The organism is Nonomuraea sp. NPDC059007, from assembly GCF_042740555.1.
Lineage (GTDB): Bacteria > Actinomycetota > Actinomycetes > Streptosporangiales > Streptosporangiaceae > Nonomuraea.
The window spans coordinates 353989-370199 of sequence record NZ_JBHYJD010000009.1; the positions used below are offsets into that span (position 1 = coordinate 353989).

Consider the following 16211-nt stretch of genomic DNA (forward strand, 5'->3'; position numbering starts at 1 on the left):
AAAGAGTGTCACTTAGCACCCGAAGGAGGTCAGCCATGGGCATCACCACGACCAGGTCGCGACGCGCCCTGGCCATGGTCGCCCTGGCCATGGCCGCGGGCACCGTGATCCTCGACGTCTCGATGGTGAACCTGGCCACGCCCGCCATGAGGACGGCGTTGAACCTGTCGACGGCGGAACTGTCGTGGGTCGTGGACGGCTACTTGATCGCCTTCGCGGGACTGTTGCTGCTGGGCGGCCGGCTCGCCGATCTGCTCGGCGGCCGCAGGATGTTCCTGACCGGCGTCGCGATCTACGTGGTCGCGTCGATCGCGTGCGCCCTCGCCTTCGACGCGACCACCCTGATCGCCGCGAGGATCGTTCAGGGCGCGGGGGCGGCGGTCCTCACTCCCGCCGCGCTCTCGCTCATGCTCGGCCTCTACCCCGAGCCCGGCGAGCGGCGGCGCGCGCTCGGTGTCTGGGGCGGGAGCCTCGGCGCGGGCAGCCTGCTCGGCGTGGCGCTCGGGGGAGTGGTGACCCAGGCCCTGGGCTGGCCGGCGATCTTCTGGTTTCCGGTGCCGATCGAGATCCTCGTGGCCGTCCTCGTGGGGTACGCGCTGCCGCCGTCCCCGGTCAGGCGAGGGCGGTTCGACCTGTTCGGGGCGGCCACCATCACCCTGGGCATCTCGGCGCTGGCCTTTGGGCTGATCTCCGCCCCCGAAGCCGGATGGGGCTCCGTGCGCACGGTCGGGAGCCTGGCGGTCGGCGCGCTCTCGCTGGGGGCGTTCATCGTCGTCGAGCTGCGCTCCGGCCACCCTCTCGTCCCGCTCGGCGTCTTCCGGCGCAGGCCGGTGGTCATCGCCAACACCGTGATGCTCCTGCTGGGCGCGGTGTCGGTGGGCCTGTTCTACTTCCTGTCCCTGTACCAGCAGCAGGTCCTCGGCATGTCGCCCGCCACGGCCGGCCTGAGCCAGTTGCCGATCGCGGTCCTGATCACGCTGGGCGGCTTCGGCGCTCCGTGGCTGGCCCGGCTGACAGGTCTGCGATCGGCGATGGCGGGCGCGCTGGCCGCGTTGTCCGCGGGGCTGTTCTGGCTCGCCCAGAGCGAGGCCGGAAGCGAGTACGTCACCGCGCTTCTGGGGCCGTTCCTGCTGATCGGCGCCGGACTGGGTCTCGGATTCGTCTACGCGACGACCATCGCGGTCTCCGGCGCCGTCGTGGGGGAGACCGGCCTGCTCAGCGGTCTGATCAACGCCACGCGTCAGCTCGGCGGAGCCCTCGGGCTCGCGGCCCTGATCGCGCTGGCCACGGCCGGCGCGCGGCCGGAGGCGGGCGACGGCGTCGCCTACACCGATGCCTTCCTCGGCGCGGCGGTGCTCGCCCTCGTCGCCGCCCTTCTGTCCCTCATCCCGGCGGCACACCGCACGCCGGAGTCCGACCCACAGGTAGAAGGATGATCATGGAGACATCGACGGTTCTCGTGGTCGGTGCGACCGGAGGGATCGGGTCGCAGGTGGTGCCGGAGTTGCTGGCGCGCGGCGTACACGTGCGTGCGATGACGCGTACACCAGAACGGGCGGCCTCCCTCCCGGACGGAGCCGAACCCGTCGTCGCGGACCTGCACGACCAGCGGGCCGTCACCACCGCGCTGCGGGGGGTGGACGCGGTCTTCCTGAACAGCCCGTCCGCGCCGGACGCAGCCGAGGGCCAGATCCGGTTCGCCGAACGTGTGCGCTCCGCCGGGGTGCCGCGGCTGGTGCTGCTGTCCCAGTACGCGGCACGAGCCGACTCGCCCGTGCGGTTCCTGCGCTGGCATGCCGCCGTGGAGTCCTTCGTGTCCACCCTCGGCCTGCGGGAATGGACCACGCTACGCCCGAACCTGTTCATGCAGGGCGTGCTGAACTTCGCCGGCGTGATCAGAGCGGAACGGCGATTCGGCGCCCCGATCGGCGAGGCGCCCGTGAGTCTCATCGACACCCGCGACATCGCCGCCGCGGCCGCGGTCGTCCTCACCGAGCCCGGACACTCCGGCCGCACCTACACCCTGACCGGCCCACGCGCGGTGACCCACGCCGAGATCGCCCGGGCGTTGTCGGACGCGACGGGCCACCGGATCACCTTCGCCGACATGTCTCCGGCCGACTTCGCCGCCGCGATGCACCAGATGCTGCCGCCCTGGCAGGCCGACGGCCTCGTCGAGGACTACGCGCACTACGCCAGAGGCGAGGCCGCCGACGTTTACACCGACCTCACCGACCTCACCGGGCAACCGGCACGGGACCTGACCGACTTCGCCCGCGACCACGCCGCCGCCTTCACCCCGGCATGACGGCCCGCGACCGGCGGCCCGGCCCATCAGGAGGCGGGTACGCCTGCCTCCTCCACGACACACCGAGCAGGAGTTCGACATGAGCGACAGGAAGATCGCGCTGGTGACGGGAACGTCCAGCGGAATCGGGCTGCACACCGCCGTGGGACTGGCGCGCGAGGGCTTTCACGTCGTCGCCACGATGCGCGACCCCGGCCGGGCCGACCGGCTGCGGGCCGAGGCCGCCGACCAGGGAGTCGATCTGACGATCCGGCAGCTTGACGTCACCGACCGCGACGGCGCCCGTGCCCGCGTCGACGAGGTGACGGCTGATCTCGGGCCCATCGCTCTTCTCGTCAACAACGTCGGCCAAGCCATCCTCGGAACCCTGGAGCAGGTCGACGACGACGCTCTACAGCTGCAGTTGGAGGTCAACTTCCTCGGCGCCGCCGCGCTCACCCGGCACGTTCTGCCGTCGATGCGCAAGTCCGGCGGCGGCCGGATCGTCAGCGTCAGCAGCGAAGGCGGAGCCGTGGGGCAGCCGTTCCTCGACGGCTACATCGCCGCCAAGTTCGCCCTCGAAGGCTTGATGCAGTCGCTCGCGCCGGTGGCGGCCCGCTTCGGGATCGCCGTCAGCGTGGTCGAACCGGCGGCCGTCTCGACGAACTTCGTCGACAACGTGGACAACAGGGCGTTCCCCGGCCCCGACGACCCCTACCGCGGCCTGGCGGAGAAGTACCTCCAGAGCGCGGTCGACAACCTGACGCGGGCCCAGCCGGTTCAGGAAGCGGCCGCTGTCGTGATCGAGGCCGCGACGACCGCCACGCCCCGATTCCGGTGGCAGACCTCGCAAGCCGCCGCCGCCTCGGTCGGCAGATCCCTCGCGGATCTGGACGGCAGCGCCGTCGTCGACGCCATGTCCACCTGGCTGGACTGAAACGGAGCACCGTGATGACCTCCTCTCCCGCCCCCCGGACCAACCTCCACCGCTGGTGGTGGGCGCTGTGGGGGCTGATGGCCGTATCCGCGATCGGCATCGCCGCCTACGCGCTGCCGCCCTATCTGTCGGGGAACCCGGCCGACAGCAACGTGCCCATCGACCCGGACGTGGCGCTGCATTACCTGTCTCTCACCATGCACGCCGTACCCGGCGGCCTCGCCCTGATCATCGGCCCCTTCCAGTTCATGGCCCGGTTGCGCGCCCGCCGGCCCAAGCTGCACCGGGTGGCGGGCCGGGTCTACATGATCTCCGTCCTGTTCGCGAGCGGCGCGGCTCTGTTCGCCGCCACGTTCTCGCTCGGCGGCCTCTCGGTGCAGATCGCCTTCTACCTTCTGGTCGCGGGATGGCTGTACACGCTGGCCAAGGCCTACCTGAGCATCCGCCGCGGCCAGGTACAGCTGCACCGGATCTGGCTGATTCGCAACTACGCCCTGACCTTCGCCGCGGTCTCCCTGCGCGTCTACCTGCTCACCGGCCTGATGCTGAAGCAGTCGGTGGCCACCGCGGTGCCGTTCGAGGAGATCTACAACCTCAGCGTGTGGGCGTCCATCCTGGTCAACGTGGCCGTGGCCGAGTACTTCATCATCCAGCGCACGCTCGCGCCGCTGGCCCGCCGCCGGCGGCTCGGCGAGGCCGTACCGGCCGCCGAGCCGAGCTAGGTCTGGAGGTTCGTGGCCATGTCGGCGGAGACCGCCCGCGGGTCCGACGTGCTCGGACGGCGGGTGCGGGCCGCGCGCGAGCTGGCGTTCGCGGGGCGGGAGAAGGAGCTTGAGGTCTTTCGCGCGGCGTTGCGCGGCGGCAACTTCAGTGTCCTGTACGTGCACGGACCCGGCGGCGTCGGGAAATCGGCGTTGCTGCGCATGTTCCAGCGCGAGGCCGCGGCGTCGGGGCGCGTGGTGACCGAGGTCGACGGACGGGTCACGCCCGGGTCACCCGCGGCGTTCGAGGCGGCGGCGGAACCGGTGCTGCGCGATGCCCGTGCGGTGTTGCTGGTGGACGCGTTCGACCAGGTCCAAGCTCTGGAAGCGTGGCTGTGGGAGAGGTTTCTGCCGCGGGTGCCGACGGGGGCGCTGGTGGCGATCGCCGGGCGGTTCCCGCCGGACATGCTCTGGCAGGCCGACCCGGGGTGGGAAGGTGCGCTTGAGGTGCTGGCGTTGCGCGGGCTCGCGCCCGCGGACGCGCGTGCGCTGCTGGATTTCAGCGGGGTGCCGGACGAACAGCGTGAGCCGGTGCTGGCCTTCGCCTCCGGGCATCCGCTGGCGTTGCGGCTGAGGGCCGCGGCGATCAGGAACCGGACCTCCTCACGCCAGGACGTGGTGGCCGCGCTGCTGGACCAGATGGTGGGGCCGGTGCCGTCCGAGGCGCACCTGCGCGCCTTGGAGGTGTGCGCGCACGCGTACGTCACCACGGAGGACCTTCTGCGTACGGTGCTTCCCGACCACGCGGGCGCGCTGTTCCCATGGCTGCGCCGGTTGCCGTTCGTGGAGTCGAGCGGCCTGGGCCTGGTCCCGCACGATGTGGTGCGCGAAGTGCTGGAAAGCGACTTCCGGTGGCGGGACCCGCAGGCGTACGCCGACATGCACGACCGTATTCACGCGTATCTGGCCGGCAAGGTGCGGAACGCGGCCGATCCCGACGTGCCGGGTGCGACGGCGGCCTTGCTCTACCTGCACCAGGCCGGCGGCGCCCATGAGGAGACCGGGATCAGAGAGGACGTGTTACGCGCCGGGGACACGGACACGCTGATCCGCATGGCCACGGCCGCGGAGGGGGAGGCGCCCGCCGCCGGCGCCGGCTTCTGGGCGCGACGCCGTCCGGAGTCGTTCCGCGTCTACCGGCGCGCCGCGAGCGGCGAACCGCTGGCGTACTGCGCCTGGTTGTGCCTGCCCGAGCTCGACGAGTCGGAACTGGCGGCCGACCCCGTCGTGGCCGCGGCGTGGGAACACGCGCGCGCCACCGCGCCACTGCGCCCCGGTGAGCACCTGGCCGTCGGCCGCGTGTGGGTGCCGGCCTCCGCTCGTGACGCGCCGGTTCTGGAGCTGATCATGCGGCGGCTGATCGGCAACTGCCTGCGTACGGAACGGCTGGCGTGGTCGTACCTCGCGGCCTGGGATCCGTGCCCCGCCTTGGCGGAGCGGTTCCGGCGCCTGGGCATGCCGCCCATCGCGGAGCCGCCCGCGGCGGGGCGGGCGACGTACGGCCTGTTCGCCCACGACTGGCGGACGGCTCCCGCGTCGGCGTGGCTGGAGCACCTGAACCGGCCGCCCGCCGGCGACCCGGGCACCACCCCGGCGAGGCTCGCGGTACTGTCGCGGGCCGAGTTCGAAGAGGAGGTCAGGAAGGCGCTGCGCCGGCTGCCACGGCTCGACCTGCTGGCCGCCTCGCCGCTGACGCGCACCAGGCTGATCACCGAGCGGAGCGGCCAGGACCCGGCGACGGCGCTGCACGATCTCCTGCGCCAGGCGATCGACGATCTGCGCGAGGACCCGCGCTCGGTCAAGTTCCACCGCACCTTGGCCGCCACGTTCCTGAGCGGCACCCCCACCCAGCAACTGGCCGCGGAAAAGCTCGGTCTGCCCCTCACCACCTTCCGCAGGCACCTGACGGGCGGCATCGAACGCGTCTGCGCCGACCTGTGGCACAGCGAGCTGTACGGCAGGGGCCGGCGGCCAGGCGGTGCAGCACTAGGGAATTGACGGAAACCCCGGCGTGGTCTTGACCGTGGTCATGGTGAACTGGGAATTGGTCCGTGCGACGCCGGGCAGATCGGTGAGCTTGGTCATGTACAGGTGTTCATAGGCGTCGAGGTCGGCCACCGCGATGCTCAGCAGATAGTCGGGCTGGCCGAACATCCGACGGCAGTGCACCACCTCTTCCAGCCGGCGAACCTCGGCCTCGAACGCCTCGATCGTCGCCCTGTCCTGAAGCGCCATTTCCACATGGAGCAGCACGTGGAAGGCCCGGCCGATCGCGGCGGGGTTCACCGCGGCGTAATAGCCGGTGATCACACCACTGCTCTCGAGCTGGCGAACCCTGCGCAGGCACGGGGACGGCGACAAGCCCACGCGGTCCGCCAGCTCGATGTTGGCCAGCCGCCCGTCCTTCATCAGATGCGCGAGAATTGCTCGATCGGTCTTGTCCATGGCACACCATGCTAATCGCCGTCCGCTGCCGGGCATCTTTGGCATCGCGTGCCAGGGCGATGTGGCTACCGTTGACCACGGGATACCTGGGAGGGGCCGCGATGACTGAGCATCCGACACTGAGCCTGGACAAGGACGGCCACAAAACGGCCGGCCGGTTGCTGGCCGCTTTCCTTGAGGGCTACGAAGACTCCATCCCCGGGCGCCCGCTCGTCCCCGAGGTGAACCGCGAGGTTCTCGCGAACCTGCTCACGACCCCGTTCCCCGACAAGGGCATCGGGATCGAGGGACTTTTCCACGAGATCAACGACAAGATCCTGCCGAATTCCACGACAGTGAGTCATCCGCGTTTTCTCGCCTACGTTCTCGGTCCGCCCAACGGCATCGCCCCCTATGCCGAGGCGATCGCCGCCGCCATCAACCAGAACTGCAACTTCTGGCAGCTCTCCCCGTCCGCGAGCGTGATCGAACGCGCCGTCGTTTCATGGCTGGCCGGACTGTTCGGCTACGGCGAGCAGTCCGGCGGAATCCTCACCGGAGGAGGGTCGATCGCGACGCTCAACGCTCTCGCGACAGCCCTGCACGCCCACCGGCCCGGCTACCGCGAGCAGGGGCTACAGAACTCCGGCCCCCGGCTCGTCCTGTACACATCGGCCGAGGCGCACCGATGCGTGGACAAGGCGGCGGCCATTCTCGGCATCGGGCTGGACAACGTCCGCCACATCCCCGCCGACGACCGTCACCGCATGCGCGCCGATGCTCTGGAGCAAGCCGTTCGCGACGATCGCGCAGCCGGGCTGGAGCCGTTCTGCGTCGTGGCCACGGCCGGAACGGTCACCACGGGATCCATCGACCCGATCGCCGAGATCGCGGACCTGTGCATGAGCGAAAACCTGTGGTTGCACGTCGACGGCGCCTACGGCGCCCTGTTCGTCCTCTCCGACCGGAGCGATCCCGCACTCGCCGCCTGCGCCAGAGCCGACTCCATCGCTCTCGACCCGCACAAACTTCTCTTCGCTCCCCTGGAGGCGGGGTGCCTGCTGGTACGCGACCGAACCCAGCTCAGAGACGCCTTCGCCTTCTCCTCCTCGTACCTCACCGTCGCGGAGGACCCGCTGATGGTCGACTACATGGACTACGGCCCGCAACTGTCCCGCGGGTTCAAGGCGCTCAAAATCTGGAGCGCGCTGCAGGCCTTCGGCATCGACACCTTCCGGTCGGTGATCGGCCGTACCCTGGACCTCGCTCAATATCTGGCCGGCCGCATCCAGGCCGAGCCGGATCTGGAGCTCATGGCGCCCGTACCGCTCACCGCCGTGTGCGTTCAGATCAAAGGCGCGACCGAGGCGGACCACACCGCCGCACTCGCCACCCTCATCAACGAGGGCACCGCGCTCCTCGGCCCGGCCCGGCTCAACGGACGGCACGGCATCCGCGCGTGCGTCACCAACTACCGCACCACGCACGCCGACATCGATCTCATCGTGGACCGCCTGGCCGAGATGGCCCACGACGTAAGGTCTCGCGTCGCTCGCTAGGGAAACGCCGCCATCGGCACGGCGGCGCGGTGTGTCAATGCGCTTGCGTCATGGTCTGTCCATCGGTCGCGTGCGGTCGATGACCCGGCGGGCGGCTTCAAGCTGCCGGATCTTGACGGCCCTGAGCCGCTGGAACTTCTTCGGGTGGCGGCCGATGGCGTCGTTCTGGATGCGGGTCTCGGCTGCCGCCCAGATGGATACGAGGTCGGTCTTGTCCTTGCAGCTGAGGTCGGCCTGGGCCGTGCGGATCTCCTGTGGGGTGGGTTGGCTCGTCTCCCAGCGTGGGTCGGTGATCGCGGTGAGCGGGTCGGGGTAGGGGAAGCCTTCGCCCGCCATGCACGCGCTCCAGGAACGGAACGCCCGGGTGACCTTCTCGTCGCGCTGGGAGGCGTCGAAGGAGGCGAAGATGGTCTTGTTGAAGAAGCCGGCGTCGGCGTTCGGCGCCCCGGCTGACAGGTGGTCGCGCGCTCGGTCGAGGCATCGGTCGGCGGCCTTGCGCACGGTGGGCGACGCCTGTGCCGTTCGGGCGAGATCGTGCTGCTTGCGGGCGGCCACGACCGGCCGGTCAGGGGGTGTGTGGTACCCGAACACATCGGCGATCTCGCGTTCGATGACGCCGTAGCGGCGGCGGTGCGGTGGTTCGCTCTCGCTGCCGGCAGGGGCGGGAAGCACGTGCCAGGCCATGCCGCGTGCGCGCAGGCAGTCGCGGACCAGCAGGTCCTCGGCGACCTCCAGGGTCATGTTCTCGGCCGGGCTGAAGTCGTAGGCGTCGAAGGGGAGGGTGAGCCTCCGGGCCTGTTCGCCGGGTGCTGGGACGGCGGCCGTGTGCGAACGGGCCGGCGGGGCCGCCGGTGCAGCCGGTGCCGCCGAGCAGGCCGGGACCGCTCCGGCGAGGAACGCCGATGCCAGGGAGATGCTCCATCGCCGGAGCGGGCCGATCATCGCCTGCGCCGGGTGGACGCTGCCGCCGCGTCTGCGTGGGTCACGTCAGCGCTTCAGCGAGGTGGTCTTGTTGTCGAAGCCGTTGTTGGTGAGGTCCTTGTCCTCGCTCTCGGCTCGTGCGGCGTATCCGGAGGCTCCGGCACAGTTACGGCGGTCGTAGAACCGGATCTTCCGGTTGTATTTGTTCTTGTGAGAGCTTGCCCAGTTGTTGTACCTGTTCGGCAGGGTCCCGCATCTGCCGGGGGAGGGCATCCTGATCTGGATGTAGGTCCGTCCTCGGAAGTCGTCGTGCTCGAACAGGCACAAGCGGTTGTTGGCACACGCGGCCGACCGTACGGACACTCCACTGACGACCTCGTAGGAGACTTCGTCGCCGGGTGCTGCGGCGGCCTGGGCGGCGGGGCCGTACCCTGCCAATCCCAGGAAGCTGAGCGACATGGCGCCGGCGATGAGAGCGGTCTTACCCTTCATGTGCATTCCTTTCGATACTGTGTGGGCGACTCAAGATCTTTTGCTGGCCTCCTCTCGTCCGAAGCCGGAACAAGGGGAGGACTCACGTTCATGAAGGCGTCTCCCCTGGCTCGGGCTGAAAGCCTGGTCGGGTGTCGCTGATACTCAGGCGACGAGCGAGGGGCCACCGAGGGGGACAGCCGGCTCGGAGTTGTTCGAGGCGCCGGGAGCCGTCGCGGGCGGCTACGCGGGCGCTCTTTCGGCGGTCGTGTCCGGTGCGGCGGCCAGGCGGTGCTTGCGCCTGGGCATGCCGAAGGTCGGGTGCGAGGTGGCCCACAGCGACATCGTGAGGATGCCCGCCTTGGTACGTGCGGCCTTGCGGCCGCCGTCGTATGCCGGCTTCGCCTGTCCTTGGTCGTCGACCGCCTGCCGGATCCCGTCCCTCCGGCCGAGGCTGATCTGGTTGTAGGTGTAGATCAGTTTGGTGTGGGGGATCGGACGGCCGGTCAGGCGTCCCACGATCGCCTCGATCGCCTGCCGGCTGGTGTAACCGGCCGAGGCGCAGGACATCGGCATCGGCCGGCCGTTGTCACCCATGGCGTGGGCGCTGTCGCCGATGGCGTACACGTTCGGGTGCGAGACCGACCGCATGGTGCGATCGACGACGATCTGGCCGTTCCCGGTGACCGCCAGGCCGGCGGCGACGGCGATGGGGTCGAGCGCGAACCCGGCCGTCCACGCGGTCGCGTCGGACGCCAGGGCGGTGCCGTCGGCGCACAGCACCCGCGTCGCTTCGACGGCTTGGACGCTGGTGTGCTCCAGGACGGTGACGCCCAGCCGGTCGCAGGCCCGGCGCAGGTGGCCGCGGGCTCCGGCCGAAAGCCGGGCGCCCAACTGCCTGCGGGCGATGAGCGCCACCGACAGGCCGGGCCGGGACTCGGCGATCTCGGTGGCGGTCTCGATGCCGGTCAGCCCGTCACCGACGACCACCACGTTCCCGCCTTCGCCCCACCTGTCCAGGCTGGCCAGGCGCTCGCGCAGGCGTAGCGCCGAGGGCCGGGCGGCGACGTCGAAGGCGTGCTCGGCCACGCCGGGGACACCCTCGACGTCGCCGTGGCTGCCGAGCGCGTAGACGAGCGTGTCGTAGCCGAGTCCGCCGGCGCCGTCGGTCATGGTGATGATCTGGCGCTCGGGGTCGATGGCGGTGACACGGGCCAGGCGCAGCCGTATCCCCGTGCCGGCGAAGACGTCGGCGAGCTTCGGCGCCTCGACCTCCTGACCGGCCACCAGCTGGGGCAGCCGCATGCGCTGGACGAAGTCCGGCACGGCGTTGACCACGGTGATCTCGGTGTCGGCCGGGGACAGCCGACGGGCCAGGATGCCGGCCGCATAGGCCCCGGCATAGCCGGCGCCGAGAACGACGATGCGGTGCTTCATGTAGTGCTCCTGTCGGGCTTGTTGCTGGTGGGTCACCGATTTCCTTGGTCGAGGTCGCCGTGCGCCTGCGCAGAAAGGTCCTGCCAGTCGGCCCAGGTCTTGAGCCGGTCGGCGTAGACCTGCCGCAGCATCGGGTAGAAGCCGTGGCCGAAGAGCACCCGCAGGGGCGGGTCGGCGGAGTCGACGATCTTGAGGAGGGCCTGGGCCGCGGCGGCGGGGTCGCCGGCGGGCTGCTTTCCCGCGAACTCGGCGATACGCCGGCGAAGGCCGTCGTAGACCGGGCTCGGCTCGGCCAGGTGGCCGTTGTTGAGGGGATCGGGGTTCTTGCCGCCCCGGGTGGCGAAGCCGCCGGGCTCGATGATGGTCACCTTGACGCCGAAGTCGGCGACCTCCTGGGCGAGCGATTCGTTCAGGGCTTCCAGAGCCCATTTCGAGGCGCTGTAGGCGCCGCTGAGCGGCATCGCCATGAGCCCGGCCGCCGAGGACAGCTGGATGACGTGCCCGCCGCCCTGCTCGCGCAGGTACGGCAGCGCGGCCTGGATCACCCACATCGCGCCGAACAGGTTGGTCTCCAGCTGGTCGCGCAACTGCTGCTCGGCCAGCTCCTCGATCGCGCCGACCTGGGCGTAGCCGGCGTTGTTCACGATGACGTCGAGACGGCCGAAATGCTCGGCGGCCCGCTTCACACTCGCGAAGACGGCGGCCTTGTCGGTCACGTCCAGCTCCAGCGCAAGCACCGCCTGGCCGTACGCGGCGGCCAACTCGTCGAGGCTCGCGGTGCTCCGCGCGGTCGCCGCCACCTTGTCGCCGCGCGACAGGGCGGCCTCGACGAAGTCGCGGCCCAGGCCGCGTGACGAACCGGTGACGAACCAGACCATGCTCATGATGACTTCCCGTTCCTTTGCGGTGGGGTGCGCGGCGCTCATCACGCGACGCGGCCAAGGCGATCGTTCGCGTGGTGTCCTGATGACCATGCGGCGTCGGCGCCCCGGACTTTGTGACAGCGCGGTCGTGTGACGTGTGTCACCGATCACGGGTGTCACACAGCGGTACGCGCCGGCGCCTTGTGCATAAGAGCAGGAATCGCGGGGACCAGGCAGGAGACGGGTATGGACGAGCGCGGCCAGATGGACGACGCCGCCGAGGCGACCGAGGTGTTCCTCGCCCACCGCAACCTGCTGTTCACCGTCGCCTACGAAATGCTCGGCTCGGCCGCCGACGCCGAGGACGCCCTGCAGGAAACCTGGCTGCGGTGGGTCAAGGTCGACAGGGAGCAGGTACGCGACCAGCGCGCCTACCTGGTGCGGGTGACCACCCGGCGCTCGCTCGACCGGCTGCGCGCCATGCGGCGTCTCAAGGAGGACTACGTCGGCCCTTGGCTGCCTGAGCCGCTGCTCACCGCGCCGGACGTGGCCGAGGACGTCGAGCTCGCCGAGAGCGTGTCGATGGCGCTCATGCTCGTACTCGAGACGCTCTCACCCACCGAACGCGCCGTCTTCGTGCTGCGCGAAGTCTTCGGCATCAGTCACGAGGAGATCGCGGCCGCCGTCGGCAAGAGTTCCGCGGCCGTCCGGCAGATCGCGCACCGCGCCCGCCGGCATGTCGACGCCCGGAGGCCGCGGGAGGTGGTCTCCCCGAGCCAGGCGCGGGCCGTGCTGGAGTCGTTCCGGCGCGCGTTGGAAACCAGGGACCTGCAGGGCCTGCTTGACGTGCTCGCCCCGCAGGTCGTTCTGGTGAGCGACGGCGGCGGCGTCAAACAGGCGGTGCCGCAGCCGATCACCGGCGCCGGCAAGGTGGCCCGCATGATCGTCAACGGCCTCGGCAAGGCTCAGGTGGCGCTCACCAGCGAGCCCACCGTGGTCAACGGCAACCCGGCGCTCCTGCTCCGCATGGACGGCGAGATCGACGGCGTCATCGCGGCGCGGGTCGAGGACGCCCGCATCACCGGCCTGTACTACGTCCGCAACCCGCGGAAGCTGACCCGCATCGCCTCCGAGACCCCGCTCACCCTGCGATGAACACCTACTGGGAGGTCCTTCATGACGAACAGCGTTGCCGGCGAACTCGCCGGACTCGAGCTGCCGGTCGAACGTGGCTGCCCGTTCGCCCCGCCCACCGCCTACGAACGGCTGCGCGAGCAGGCGCCGATCAGCAAGGTCCGCCTGACCAGCGGCGGGCAGGCGTGGTGGGTGTCCGGGCACGAGGAAGGCCGTGCCGTCCTCGCCGACCCCCGTTTCTCCTCCGACAAACGCAAGGACGGCTTCCCCCTGTTCAACCTCGACGCGGCGACCCTGCAACTGCAGCGCAGCCAGCCGCCGGTGATGCTCGGCATGGACGGCGCAGAACACTCCGCGGCCCGCCGCCCGGTGATCAGCGAGTTCACCGTGAAGCGCCTGGCCGCGCTGCGCCCGCGGATCCAGGACATCGTCGACCACTTCATCGACAACATGCTCACCGCCGACCGGCACCCGGTCGACCTGGTGCGGGCGCTGTCCCTGCCGGTGCCGTCCCTGGTGATCTGTGAACTGCTCGGCGTGCCGTACACCGACCACGACTTCTTCGAAAGCCGCACCACGATGATGGTGAGCCGGACCTCGACCGCGGACCGCAATCGCGCCTTCATCGAACTGCGCGCCTACCTCGACGACCTGGTCACCCGCAAAGAGTCCGAACCCGGCGACGACCTGCTCAGCCGGCAGATCGCCCGGCAACGCCGGAACGGCGCACCCGATCACACGGGCCTGGTCAGCCTGGCCTTCCTGCTGCTGACCGCCGGACACGAGACCACCGCGAACATGATCTCGCTCGGCGTGGTCGCGCTGCTCTCCCATCCGGAGCAACTGGCCGTGGTCAAGGCCAATCCGGGCAAGACGGCCATGGCCGTGGAGGAACTGCTGCGCTACTTCACCATCGCCGACACCGTCACCTCCCGGCTGGCCACCGAAGACGTGCGGGTCGGCGGAGTGAACATCAGGGCCGGCGACGGCGTCATCGTCTCCGGCCTGTCGGCCAACTGGGACCCCGCGGCGTTCGAGAATCCGGCCGAACTGGATGTCGAACGCGGCGCCCGCCACCACCTCACCTTCGGATTCGGCCCGCACCAGTGCCTCGGCCAGAACCTGGCCCGGATGGAACTGCAGATCGTCTTCGACACGCTGTTCCGCCGCATCCCCACGCTGCGGCTCGCCGTACCGGCCGACGACCTGCCCTTCAAGAACGACGCCGTCGTCTACGGCGTCCACGAACTTCCGGTCACCTGGTGAGCAGGACGTGATGCGGATCAAAGCCGACACCGGCCGTTGCGTCGGTTCCGGCCAGTGCGTGCTGACCGAACCGGCCGTCTTCGACCAGGACGACGACGGCATCGTGGCCCTGCTGACCGACCACCCCGACGACCAGCGCGCCACACAGGCACGCCACGCCGTCACCCTGTGCCCTTCCCAAGCCCTGTCCATCCTGCGGGAGTGAGCGCGACACGAGGCGTTCACGGTACGTGCTGTCAGCCGGGACCCTGGTGATCGTCGGGCGGACCTGGGCGAGTTGGCCGCTCGCACTGCCGACGAGCCCGCCAGCGGAGGTCATCACGGGGAGAGCGGCGGCCACGCCGGTTGCGGCACGAAGTCCAGCACCGAGTGCACCAATCTTGTAGACGTGGAGCGCTGAGTAGGGCTTCGACTCCCGCGCCCCCGACGAGGTGGCATAGGGGAGCGTGGTTTCTAGCGGCAGGGTCATCCACCGTGAGGTGGCCAGGATGTACGCGGCGGGCCACCACGAATTCCTCGCTCCTGGGGGAAGAGGACTGACAGGTCTACTTGTCTCCGCGCCAGCGGGCGATGTCCTCGTCCGTGACCTCGACGGGACCCGCCGCCAACTGTGTGATCCTGATGTGGTTGCCGAAGGGGTCACGCAGCGCACAGTCGATGCCGTACGGCTGCTGCGTGGGCTTCTCGGTGAATTCGACACCCTTGGCGCTGAGGGTGTCGTAGGTCTTCTGGCAGTCGTCGGTGTTGAGGATCGCGGCGACGCCCAGCGCGCCCTTGGTCACCAGGTCGCGGACCTGGGCGGCGGTCTCCTCGCTGAGCGACGGCGGACCCGGCTTTTCCAGGAGGATCGACCGGTCCGGGTCGGACGGCAGAGCGACGAGGAGCCAGCGCATGAACCCCATGTCGACGTCGGAGGTCACTTTGAAGCCCAGCTTGCCGACGTAGAAGTCCAGCGCCTCGTCCTGGTCGAGCACGTACACGGAATGAATGCTGATACGAGAGAACATGCCTCGACCCTACGGACAGTAAGGGCGTGATGGCTTATCCGAAACGACTCGGTCTGGTCCACGCCTTGACGAAGCACACCGGGACATCGACCGGTGACGTGCCTGACCGAAACTCGGTGGGGGACATGCCGACGATGGCCCGGAACGTACGGCTGAACGTCCCCAGACTCTCAAAGCCGACCTGCGCGGCGATGTCGGTGACACTGACCGACGTGGAGCGCAGTGACGCCATCGCACGTTCGATCCGCCGCCGTTGCAGGTACCGGTGCGGTGTCTCGCCGAACGTCGCCCGGAACGACCGGGTGAAATGGGTGGGCGACATCAGGGCGATGTGCGCGAGCGCGGGTATGTCGAGGGGGTGGGCGAATTCCCGGTCCATCGCGTCCCGTGCACGCAACAGCCGCCGGTTCTGGTCCTCACCCGGGCTGAGCACGTAACCCATCGTAGTTAACGCAGGCAGGCGACGAGCCATTGACGTGCGGGTACGGCCGGCATCGGAGTCCCCTCGCCGGCCTGCTCACCCTGCCCGCCCCTGGAACGGTGGGGGATGGGTGAACATGCCGGCGAGCCGCGGTCACGGACGCGTAAGCCGTACGCGACCGGTTGGGCGGACCAGCTCGGGGTCTAGCTCAGCTCCTGGACCACGGTGACCAGGTTGCCGTCAGGGTCGTGCAGGTGGCAGAAGGCCACGAGGCCGGGGACGGATTCGAGCGCACTGGGCGTGAAGCCGTTTTCGACCAGGCTCGCGCGCTCACGTTCCACGTCCTCGACCACGAGCCGGAGACCCCAACCCGTCCCGGCCGGTACGGCTTCGACGCGATCGAGTTCGAACCCGTTGTCTCCGGAGACCTCGAAGACGACCATGTCGGGTGCCGACTCCGCGTCCCCTTTCAGGCCGGTGACCCGCTCGTACCACTGCTGGGAGGCTGCCAGGTCGACGGCCGGGATGCCCGCGTAGATACCGTTCAGTTTCATCGTCGTGCTCCTTCGGGTTTCACAGCCGGACCAGGGTGTTTCCCCGGTGCCTGCCGTTCAGCTGGCCGATGAGCGCGCCGGGGACCGCGGGCAGGCCGCCTTCGATGACGGTGTGGGGGAAGACGAAGCGGCCTTCGCGTACCCACTGGCTGTAGTGCTCGTTCCAGGC

At 69.8% G+C, this 16211-nt stretch carries 17 protein-coding genes; 9 read left to right on the plus strand and 8 right to left on the minus strand.

Annotated features, from left to right (window positions below; translation table 11 throughout):
* Positions 1 to 35 precede the first annotated feature (35 nt).
* The 5 genes from ACFWY5_RS18120 to ACFWY5_RS18140 all read left to right on the plus strand — a co-directional run bounded on the left by ACFWY5_RS18120 (position 36) and on the right by ACFWY5_RS18140 (position 5983).
* Positions 36 to 1436: an MFS transporter gene (locus ACFWY5_RS18120; RefSeq protein WP_379633090.1), complete on the plus strand. Its 1401-nt coding sequence runs from the start codon at positions 36 to 38 to the stop codon at positions 1434 to 1436.
* 2 nt (positions 1437 to 1438) lie between these two features.
* Entirely contained in the window at positions 1439 to 2308 is an 870-nt protein-coding gene (locus ACFWY5_RS18125; RefSeq protein ID WP_379633092.1) for an SDR family oxidoreductase, read from the plus strand.
* Positions 2309 to 2387: 79 nt separating this feature from the next.
* Positions 2388 to 3224 carry an SDR family NAD(P)-dependent oxidoreductase gene (locus ACFWY5_RS18130; RefSeq protein WP_379633094.1) on the plus strand — a complete coding sequence of 279 codons (837 nt, stop codon included), beginning with the start codon at positions 2388 to 2390 and terminating at the stop codon, positions 3222 to 3224.
* A 14-nt stretch (positions 3225 to 3238) separates the two neighbouring features.
* A complete protein-coding gene (locus ACFWY5_RS18135; protein WP_379610977.1) occupies positions 3239 to 3946 on the plus strand; it encodes a DUF2306 domain-containing protein in 708 nt (235 codons plus the stop codon).
* Positions 3947 to 3964: 18 nt separating this feature from the next.
* Positions 3965 to 5983, plus strand: a complete 2019-nt coding sequence (locus ACFWY5_RS18140) for an AAA family ATPase (protein WP_379610978.1) — start codon at positions 3965 to 3967, stop codon at positions 5981 to 5983.
* Here ACFWY5_RS18140 and ACFWY5_RS18145 read toward each other — a convergent pair.
* Complete coding sequence (locus ACFWY5_RS18145) at positions 5972 to 6430, minus strand: Lrp/AsnC family transcriptional regulator (RefSeq protein WP_379610979.1); 459 nt, start codon at positions 6428 to 6430, stop codon at positions 5972 to 5974. The genes ACFWY5_RS18140 and ACFWY5_RS18145 overlap by 12 nt on opposite strands.
* A 101-nt stretch (positions 6431 to 6531) precedes the next feature.
* On the opposite strand from ACFWY5_RS18145, the gene ACFWY5_RS18150 reads away from it, so the two are divergent.
* Positions 6532 to 7968: a pyridoxal phosphate-dependent decarboxylase family protein gene (locus ACFWY5_RS18150; RefSeq protein ID WP_379633096.1), complete on the plus strand. Its 1437-nt coding sequence runs from the start codon at positions 6532 to 6534 to the stop codon at positions 7966 to 7968.
* A 48-nt stretch (positions 7969 to 8016) separates the two neighbouring features.
* Here ACFWY5_RS18150 and ACFWY5_RS18155 read toward each other — a convergent pair whose 3' ends face one another.
* The 4 genes from ACFWY5_RS18155 to ACFWY5_RS18170 all read right to left on the minus strand — a co-directional run bounded on the left by ACFWY5_RS18155 (position 8017) and on the right by ACFWY5_RS18170 (position 11681).
* Entirely contained in the window at positions 8017 to 8910 is an 894-nt protein-coding gene (locus ACFWY5_RS18155; protein WP_379633098.1) for a hypothetical protein, read from the minus strand.
* 45 nt (positions 8911 to 8955) lie between these two features.
* Positions 8956 to 9381, minus strand: a complete 426-nt coding sequence (locus ACFWY5_RS18160) for a peptidase inhibitor family I36 protein (RefSeq protein WP_379633101.1) — start codon at positions 9379 to 9381, stop codon at positions 8956 to 8958.
* 222 nt (positions 9382 to 9603) lie between these two features.
* Positions 9604 to 10797 (minus strand): NAD(P)/FAD-dependent oxidoreductase, encoded by a 1194-nt coding sequence (locus tag ACFWY5_RS18165; RefSeq protein WP_379610986.1) that lies wholly within the window; start codon positions 10795 to 10797, stop codon positions 9604 to 9606.
* 32 nt (positions 10798 to 10829) lie between these two features.
* Positions 10830 to 11681, minus strand: coding sequence for an SDR family NAD(P)-dependent oxidoreductase (locus tag ACFWY5_RS18170; protein ID WP_379610987.1), 852 nt, complete (start codon positions 11679 to 11681; stop codon positions 10830 to 10832).
* Between the two features lie 225 nt (positions 11682 to 11906).
* On the opposite strand from ACFWY5_RS18170, the gene ACFWY5_RS18175 reads away from it, so the two are divergent.
* The 3 genes from ACFWY5_RS18175 to ACFWY5_RS18185 are packed head-to-tail and all read left to right on the plus strand — an operon-like array spanning position 11907 to position 14265.
* Positions 11907 to 12815 carry an RNA polymerase sigma-70 factor gene (locus ACFWY5_RS18175; RefSeq protein ID WP_379610988.1) on the plus strand — a complete coding sequence of 303 codons (909 nt, stop codon included), beginning with the start codon at positions 11907 to 11909 and terminating at the stop codon, positions 12813 to 12815.
* A gap of 21 nt (positions 12816 to 12836) precedes the next feature.
* Positions 12837 to 14060 carry a cytochrome P450 gene (locus tag ACFWY5_RS18180; RefSeq protein ID WP_379610989.1) on the plus strand — a complete coding sequence of 408 codons (1224 nt, stop codon included), beginning with the start codon at positions 12837 to 12839 and terminating at the stop codon, positions 14058 to 14060.
* Between the two features lie 10 nt (positions 14061 to 14070).
* Positions 14071 to 14265, plus strand: a complete 195-nt coding sequence (locus tag ACFWY5_RS18185) for a ferredoxin (protein ID WP_379610990.1) — start codon at positions 14071 to 14073, stop codon at positions 14263 to 14265.
* A gap of 340 nt (positions 14266 to 14605) precedes the next feature.
* Here the strand turns inward: ACFWY5_RS18185 and ACFWY5_RS18190 are convergent, their stop codons facing one another.
* From ACFWY5_RS18190 to ACFWY5_RS18200, 3 genes are all read right to left on the minus strand, one after another.
* Complete coding sequence (locus ACFWY5_RS18190; protein ID WP_379610991.1) at positions 14606 to 15067, minus strand: VOC family protein; 462 nt, start codon at positions 15065 to 15067, stop codon at positions 14606 to 14608.
* Between the two features lie 34 nt (positions 15068 to 15101).
* Positions 15102 to 15509, minus strand: coding sequence for a helix-turn-helix domain-containing protein (locus ACFWY5_RS18195; protein ID WP_379610992.1), 408 nt, complete (start codon positions 15507 to 15509; stop codon positions 15102 to 15104).
* A 182-nt stretch (positions 15510 to 15691) separates the two neighbouring features.
* Positions 15692 to 16042 carry a VOC family protein gene (locus tag ACFWY5_RS18200; RefSeq protein ID WP_379610993.1) on the minus strand — a complete coding sequence of 117 codons (351 nt, stop codon included), beginning with the start codon at positions 16040 to 16042 and terminating at the stop codon, positions 15692 to 15694.
* Between the last annotated feature and the right edge of the window lie 169 nt (positions 16043 to 16211).

What these genes read in the sequence shown, in the direction of transcription:
- ACFWY5_RS18120 (WP_379633090.1), top strand. Translation starts at nt 36, where the DNA reads ATGGGCATCACCACGACCAGGTCGCGACGCGCCCTGGCCATGGTCGCC.
- ACFWY5_RS18125 (WP_379633092.1), top strand. Translation starts at nt 1,439, where the DNA reads ATGGAGACATCGACGGTTCTCGTGGTCGGTGCGACCGGAGGGATCGGG.
- ACFWY5_RS18130 (WP_379633094.1), top strand. Translation starts at nt 2,388, where the DNA reads ATGAGCGACAGGAAGATCGCGCTGGTGACGGGAACGTCCAGCGGAATC.
- ACFWY5_RS18135 (WP_379610977.1), top strand. Translation starts at nt 3,239, where the DNA reads ATGACCTCCTCTCCCGCCCCCCGGACCAACCTCCACCGCTGGTGGTGG.
- ACFWY5_RS18140 (WP_379610978.1), top strand. Translation starts at nt 3,965, where the DNA reads ATGTCGGCGGAGACCGCCCGCGGGTCCGACGTGCTCGGACGGCGGGTG.
- ACFWY5_RS18145 (WP_379610979.1), bottom strand. Translation starts at nt 6,430, where the DNA reads ATGGACAAGACCGATCGAGCAATTCTCGCGCATCTGATGAAGGACGGG.
- ACFWY5_RS18150 (WP_379633096.1), top strand. Translation starts at nt 6,532, where the DNA reads ATGACTGAGCATCCGACACTGAGCCTGGACAAGGACGGCCACAAAACG.
- ACFWY5_RS18155 (WP_379633098.1), bottom strand. Translation starts at nt 8,910, where the DNA reads ATGATCGGCCCGCTCCGGCGATGGAGCATCTCCCTGGCATCGGCGTTC.
- ACFWY5_RS18160 (WP_379633101.1), bottom strand. Translation starts at nt 9,381, where the DNA reads ATGAAGGGTAAGACCGCTCTCATCGCCGGCGCCATGTCGCTCAGCTTC.
- ACFWY5_RS18165 (WP_379610986.1), bottom strand. Translation starts at nt 10,797, where the DNA reads ATGAAGCACCGCATCGTCGTTCTCGGCGCCGGCTATGCCGGGGCCTAT.
- ACFWY5_RS18170 (WP_379610987.1), bottom strand. Translation starts at nt 11,681, where the DNA reads ATGAGCATGGTCTGGTTCGTCACCGGTTCGTCACGCGGCCTGGGCCGC.
- ACFWY5_RS18175 (WP_379610988.1), top strand. Translation starts at nt 11,907, where the DNA reads ATGGACGAGCGCGGCCAGATGGACGACGCCGCCGAGGCGACCGAGGTG.
- ACFWY5_RS18180 (WP_379610989.1), top strand. Translation starts at nt 12,837, where the DNA reads ATGACGAACAGCGTTGCCGGCGAACTCGCCGGACTCGAGCTGCCGGTC.
- ACFWY5_RS18185 (WP_379610990.1), top strand. Translation starts at nt 14,071, where the DNA reads ATGCGGATCAAAGCCGACACCGGCCGTTGCGTCGGTTCCGGCCAGTGC.
- ACFWY5_RS18190 (WP_379610991.1), bottom strand. Translation starts at nt 15,067, where the DNA reads ATGTTCTCTCGTATCAGCATTCATTCCGTGTACGTGCTCGACCAGGAC.
- ACFWY5_RS18195 (WP_379610992.1), bottom strand. Translation starts at nt 15,509, where the DNA reads ATGGGTTACGTGCTCAGCCCGGGTGAGGACCAGAACCGGCGGCTGTTG.
- ACFWY5_RS18200 (WP_379610993.1), bottom strand. Translation starts at nt 16,042, where the DNA reads ATGAAACTGAACGGTATCTACGCGGGCATCCCGGCCGTCGACCTGGCA.